This window comes from Rhodococcus ruitaii (assembly GCF_055230935.1).
The window spans coordinates 1-7,680 of sequence record NZ_JBUYWC010000035.1; the positions used below are offsets into that span (position 1 = coordinate 1).

General features: G+C 66.9%; 1 protein-coding gene. It reads right to left on the bottom strand.

The genetic code is table 11. From position 1 onward, the window contains the following. Positions 1-7,667: amino acid adenylation domain-containing protein (locus tag ACZI8W_RS26040; RefSeq protein ID WP_463371433.1), on the bottom strand; the 7,667-nt coding region annotated here is incomplete at its 3' end. Positions 7,668-7,680 lie beyond the last annotated feature (13 nt).

Consider the following 7,680-nt stretch of genomic DNA (forward strand, 5'->3'; position numbering starts at 1 on the left):
AACTTCACCAACGCCGACGACGACTCCACACCACGATCACGACGCCACCGCACCAACGCCAACCCCAACGCCGCCACCAGACCATCGGCAACACCACCGCGGAACAACGACGGCACCGACGTCAGCAACGCCTCGGTGTCCGAGGCGGGCACACTGATGTCGAATCGCTCGACAGTGGACGCGGTGTCGACGGACGGATCGAACGGCCGCGCACCCAGCAGCGGGTCGGGGCCCTCGAGAATCCGTTCCCACAGCGAGAGTTCGGTGCGTCGCTCCGGCGCCGCCTCGACGAGACCGTGTGCCCAGCGACGCAACGACGTCCCGACCTCGGCGAGCTGGACATCCTGCCCGGAGACGATCTGCCCCCATGCAAGACCGAGGTCCGGCAACAGAATTCGCCACGACACACCGTCGACCACCAAGTGATGGGCAACGACGGCGAGCACACCGGCACGCCCGGCCGAACCGAAGTCGAACCACACGACTTGCAGCACCGATCCGGCGAACGGATCGAGACGACCGAGTGCCGCGTCGATCTCGCGTCCGGCGAGAGCAGTCAGGTCCTCGTCGCTGATGTCGGCGGGAGCCTCGATACGGGTGAGGAGGGATCCTGCGTCCACCTCACCGGCAGCGCGCACCCGGAAGGCGGCGCCGACGCCGTCACCGTCGAGGATCGACCGCAACGCGTCGTGATGATCCACCACGGCACCGATGGTCCGCTCGAGCACCTCCGCGGTGATGTCCTGCGGAAGTGTCACGGAGACGAACTGGGAGAACCGGGTGAAACCGCCCGGCCAGCCCAGCACCTCACGCATGATCGGCGTCAACGGAACGTCACCGACACCGCCACCCGGCAGTTCCTCGAGTCGCACGATGTCCTGGGACTCGCCGCTTCGAACTGCGACCTCGGCCAGGCCCGCCACCGAACGCCGCTCGAACACATCCCGCGGCGAGAACACCACACCACGCGCCTTCGCCCGCGACACCAACTGAATCGACACGATCGAATCACCACCGAGCGCGAAGAACGACTCGTCCACACTCACCTTCTCCAAGTGCAGAACCTCCGCGAACACCTCCGCAATGATCTCCTCGACCTCACTACCGGCACCGCGATACTCACGCTCGGCGAGCACCGGCTCCGGCAACGCATCACGATCCAACTTGCCCACCGGCGTCAACGGCACCTCATCGAGCACCACGATCGCCGACGGCACCATATGCGGCGGCAACGACCGAGCCACGAACTCCGCCAACCCCGCCACATCCACAGTCCTGCCCGCCGCAGGCAACACATACGACACCAACACCGTCGCACCCGACGCCGTGGAACGACCGAGAGTTGCGGCGAAATCGACGGTCTCGTGCGCGGCCAAGGCCGCGTCGATCTCGCCGAGTTCGATCCGGAAACCGCGCACCTTCACCTGGAAGTCGCTGCGCCCCACGAACTCGAGCTCGAGCCGATCCTCGTCGGCACGCCACCGCACGACATCACCCGTGCGGTACATGCGTGAACCGTCCGGACTGTAGGGGTTCGCCACGAACATCTCGGCGGTGAGAGCGCTGCGGTCGTGGTAACCACGGGCCAGTGCAGCACCGCTCATGTACAACTCTCCGGCAACGCCCTCGGGGACCGGTCGCAACCGAGAGTCGAGCACCAACGCGGACACTCCGTGTGTGGGATACCCGATTGTGATCGGCCGCCCCGGTTCGAGCCGCGCAAACGAGGAGATGATCGTCGTCTCGGTGGGACCGTACCCGTTGAAGTACTTGCGGCCCGGTGCCCACTTCGAGAGGAGTTCCGGGGTGGTGACGTCGCCACCGACCGACGCGACCTCGAGGCTGTCGATCCCTGCCGGATCCACTGTCCCGAGCACCGCCGGGGTGATGATCGTGTGGGTCACGCGTTCGGTGCGCAGCAACTCTGCGAGATCGGGGCCGCCGATGATCGTCGACGGCACGATGACCAGCGTCGCGCCGCTCGTGAATGCCGCCATCCACTCGAGCACCGACGGGTCGAAGCTCGGCGAACAGATGTGCAGGAAACGATGACCGGCGCGCAGGTGATACAGCTCGACGGCCGTGTCGACCACCCCGCCGAGACCCTGGTGCGTGACGACGACGCCCTTGGGGCGACCGGTCGAGCCGGAGGTGTAGATGACGTAGGCCGGATGGAACAGCGACAGCGGACGCACCCGGTCGGCGGCACCCACCGGCAATTCCGACCGTCCGTCGAGTTCACTCACGAACGCCGGATCGTCGAGCATGATCCAGTCGGAGTCACCGGGCAGTCCGTCGCGATACATCGCGGACGTGATACCCAGCACCGCGCCGGAATCGGACAGCATGTATCGCACGCGATCGACGGGGTAGGTCGGGTCGACCGGCAGGTGGGCGGCACCGGCCTTCGCGATCGCCCACACGCTCAGGACCATCTCGTACGACCTGGGATACGACACCGCGACGATGTCCTCCGGACCGATACCGCGGCCGATGAGGATGCGCGCGAGCTTCGAGGAGGTCTCGTCGAGTTCACGGTAGGTGATCGAGCGCCCCTCGTAACGGACCGCCGTGGCGTTCGGATCCAGCGTGACCGCCGCCGTGAGGATATCGGCGAGGGTCCCGCCGGCTCCGACGTGATCCCCGTGGACATGCGTAAGCAGGCCGAACTCGTCGCCGCGAAGCAGTGGGAGATCCCCGACCGGTGCCTGCGGATCCGCGAGGATGCCGGACAGCAGCAGTTCGAACCGCCGCGCGAACCGTTCGACGGTGCTGTGGTCGAACAGTGCACTCGCGTAGGAGAACTCGGCCGACATACCGGCCGGTGCGCCGTCTTCACCGACGCCCTCGCGCAGCGTGAGCGACAGATCGAACTTCGCGGTGTCCACCTCGAAGGGCACCCCGGACACACTCAGCTCCGGAAGCTCGAGCCCCGCCGACGGCAGGTTCTCGAACGACAAGGCCACCTGGAACAACGGGTGCCGCGCCGTCGACCGCTCGGGCTCGACGATCTCGACGAGCCGCTCGAATGGAATATCCGAGTGGGCGAACGCCTCGAGATCTGTCTCACGGACCCGGGACAGCAGGTCGGTGAACGGCTCTCCTGCGTCGACCCGGCTCCGTAGCACCAGCGTGTTGACGAACATGCCGATCAGATCGTCGAGTTCCGACTCCCCACGACCCGCGATCGGGGTACCGATCGCCACGTCGTCGGAGTCCGACATACGCGCCAGGAAGATCGCCAGCGCGGTATGGACGACCATGAACAGCGTTGTACCGGTCCGGCGGGCCAGGGCCGCCAGTTCACGATGCGTGGAGGCGTCGAGCGTGAACTCGACTCGGCCACCGGCGAACGACTGCACCGGCGGACGCGGACGGTCCATCGGCAAGTTCAACTCGTCCGGAACCCCGGCCAGCGCGCCCTTCCAGTACTGGGCCTGAGTCGACAACAGGCTTTCCGGATCGTCCTCCGAACCGAGCACCTCACGCTGCCACAGCGCGAAGTCCGCGTACTGCACCGGAAGCGGAGCCCAGGAAGGGGTTTCGCCGGCTGCACGAGAAACATAGGCGGCCATGACATCACGCGTGAGCGGTGCCATCGACCAGCCGTCGGCACTGATGTGGTGGACGACGAACACCAGCACATGCTCGAAGCCGGATTCCCCCAGTCTGTACAGCACCGCACGCAACGGAACCTGCGCGGTCACATCGAACCCTGTGCCCACGATCTCCAGGATCCGTGCCGGCAGTTCCGCTTCCTCCACCTGCACGGCACCGAGGTCCGGCATTGCCTCGCCGACGGAGAGGATCTTCTGGTACGGACGACCGTCGTCCTCCGGGTAGATCGTGCGGAGCACCTCGTGCCGATCGAGCAGATCACGCACGGCCGCCTGCAACGCATCCACGTCGAGGGCACCGGTCAGACGCACTGCAACGGGTAGGTTGTCGGCGCTCGACGTCGCATCGAAGCGGTTGAGGAACCACATGCGCTGCTGCGCAAGCGACAGCGGCACCCGATCCGGGCGCTGCTGCGGCACCAACGGTGCCCGCCCCGCCGAACCGGTGTGCTGCTCTGCCTGCGCGGCGAGCGCGCGCACCGTCGAGGACTCGAACAGCACCCGCACCGGTATCCGCACATCGAGCGCCGATCCGAGGCGCGCGACGAGTTGCGTCGCGATGAGCGAGTTCCCACCGAGTGCGAAGAAGTCGTCGTCGAGGCCGACACGCTCGACGCCCAGGACGTCCGCGAACGTCGTCGCCACGATCTCCTCGATCGGTGTGGTCGGAGCACGGAACTCCCGCACCTCGAACGTCGGCGCGGGCAGAGCCTTACGGTCGAGCTTGCCCGATGTGTTGAGTGGGAACTCGTCGAGCACGACCAGTGCGGACGGCACCATGTAGGAGGGCAATGTCTCCGATACGAACTCGACGAGTTCTCCGGAGTCGATGTTCCGTCCCGGTGTCGGCACGACGTATCCGGCGAGCTGGTCACCGGTCGGGGTCTGCACCACGAGCACCGCGGCCTGGTTCACCGAATCGTGGGCGAGCAGCGCGGTTTCGATCTCGCCGAGCTCGATTCGCTGGCCACGGAACTTCACCTGGAAATCGGTGCGACCGATGTACTCGAGTTCGCCCTGCTCGCTCCAGGTCACGAGGTCGCCCGTGCGGTACATCCGATCGCCGGGCACCCCGTGCGGATTCGCTACGAAACGGTCCGAGGTGAGGTCGGGTCGGCGCACGTAACCGCGTGCAAGCTGGACCCCCGCAAGGTAGAGCTCTCCCGGGACCCCCACGGGAACGGGGCGGAGCCGGCCGTCGAGGACGTAGGCCTGCACGTTCCATTCCGGGACCCCGATCGGCACCACGTCGACCGAGCCGGTCGGCGGCGCCTGCCAGTAGGTGGCAGACACGGCGGCTTCCGTGGGGCCGTACAGGTTGTCGATATCCGCAGAGGTGATGCGGCGGACGCCCTCGATCGTCTCGGGCGGCAGGGCTTCACCGATCACGAAGATGTCGCGCAGGGTGCGGCATTCCGCGCCATCGGCGTGGGCGGCGAACACCGTGAGCATCGACGGCACGAAGTCGGTGATCGTGACCTGCTCGCGCGCGATGACATCGGACAGGTACGCGGGGTCGCGGTGACCGTCCGGGGTCGCGATCACGAGCCGGGCACCCACACTCAGCGGCATGAAGAAACCCCACAGCGACACGTCGAACGTGGTGGCAGTCTTCTGGAAGTACACGTCGTCCGAGGTCATCTCGAACTCGTACAGCATCCACTCGGTTTGGTTGACGATCGCACGGTGCGTCACCGCGACGCCCTTCGGACGTCCCGTCGAGCCCGACGTGAAGATCGCGTAGGCAGTGTTGTCGGGACGCAGCGGTGCGATCCGATCCGCATCGGTGATCGGTGCGGACGAGCTGGCTGACAGGTCGAGTACGTCGATGGCGATCGACCGGATATCGAGATCCGAGGGCACCTCGAACTCGTCGCGGGCGGTGGTCACGACGCAGACCGGATCGGCTGTGTCGAGGATGTGCCGCACACGCTCACCGGGGTGGTCGGGATCGATCGGCACCCAGGCGCCACCTGCCCGGACGATCGCGTACATGCCCACCAACAGGTCGAGAGACCGCCGGATGGCCAAGCCCACCAACGACTCCGGAGCGACCCCCTGTTCGATCAGGTGTCGCGCGAGACGCGTGACACGAGCATCGAACTCAGCGTAGGTGAGCGTTTCACCCTCGTAGACCAGTGCGACCGCGTCGGGTACACGGGCGGCCTGCGCGTCGAAACGATCGGTGAGCAGTGCCGACGCGTCGAGTTCATGCGCCGAGTCGTTCCAGTCGTCCAGGATCCGGCCGAGCTCCACAGCGTCGAGGAGTTCGATGTCACCCACAAGATTCTCGGGCCGCGCAGCGAGCGACTCGAGTGCACGCACGAAGCGGGCAACGAGCGTAGACACCTGGTCGCGGTCGAAAAGGGCACGCTGGTAGCGCAGTTCGACTTCCATGCTCGTCTTGACGTGAACGAACAGGCTCAACGGGTAATGCGTTGCGTCGTGCGTGCCGACACCCGTGACGGACATACCGTCGATCGACGAGGCCTGCTGGGCGAGGCCCTCCTCGTCGAGCGGGTACGACTCGAACACGGTGAGGGTGTCGAAGGCCACCGCCGGACCGGAGACCCGCTGGATGTCGGTCAGCCCGAGGTGGTGGTGTTCGAGCAGCGCGGCCTGTTCACTCTGCAGACGACCGAGGAACTCGGCGACCGGCTCGTCGGGGTCGAACGACACCCGCACCGGCAGCGTGTTGATGAACAGACCCACCATCGACTCCACGCCGGGCAGGTCGGCGGGACGCCCGGAGACGGTCGCGCCGAAGACCACGTCGTCACTGCCGGTGAGCCGACCGACCAGCACACCCCATGCGGCCTGCACGAGGGTGTTCACGGTGACACCCAGCCGCGCCGCGGCGTCGCTGATCGCCGTCAGACGCTGTGCGTCCAGTTCGATCTTGACGCGGTCGTCGCCCTGCGCGCCCGGATGCCGAGGCGACTGCGGGGCGAGCAGTGTCGGTTCGTCGAATCCGTCGAACACGTGCGACCAGGCGTCGCGCGAGGCATCCAGGTCCCGCGCGGCGACCCATTCGAGGAACGAGCGGTACGACCGCGCACGCGGCAGCATCGACGTGTCGCCGCGGGTGGCGTACAGGGCCATCAGGTCCTGCATGAGCAACGGCATCGACCAGCCGTCGACCAGCACGTGGTGCGTGGTCACGCCCAGCTGGTACCGATCACCGCCGAGTGAGACGAGCACGAACCGCATGAGCGGCCCGGTGTCCATGACGAACCCGCGGGTCTCCTCGTCGCGCCAGAACGGGACGGTCGCGGTCGCGCCCGACGACGCGACCTCGGACGACATGTCGACCGTGCGCCACGGCACCTGCACGTCGTCGAGCACCAGCTGAACCGAGTCGCCCCCGTCGTCGGTGACGAAGACGGTGCGCAGGTTGGCATGCCGATCGAGTAGTCCCTGAGCCGCCCGGTGCAGGCGCTCCGCGTCGACCTCGCCTTCGAGGTCGAGCACGGCCTGCATCGTGTACACGTCGACGTCGTCGTCGGCTGTCATCAACGCGTGGAACAGCAGACCGGATTGCAACGGCGACAGCGGCCACACATCGGCCACCTGTCGGTGCCGCGATTCCCACCGCTCCAAATCGGACTGGGTCACGTTCACCAGCGGGACGTCGGACGGGGTGAGCCCGCCGGCGCCGGGTGCGGCGGCGTGGTCGACGAGTGCGGCGAGCGCTGCGCGCCAGTGCTCCGCGAACTCCTCCACGTCGCCGCGGTCCAGCAGGCCCGTGGGGAATGCGATTCCGGCACCGAGCTGCGGGCCGTCCGGCCCATCGTTCACGATCGCGTTGATGTCGATCGCTGCGCTGGCAGGCATGTCCGCATCGAGCGCGGCATCGACCTTCCCGAGGGCGTCGGTAGGCGCCCACCCGATCGCCGCCAACTCCTCCGGCACATCCGCACCCGACACACGACCCAGATAGTTGAAACTGATCTGCGGCGACTTCGCCACCGCCGCCAACCGCACCGACGACTCCCCACCCAAGTACCGCAACAGACCGAAGCCCATGCCCTTGTCCGGAATCGCCAGCAACTGCTCCTTCACA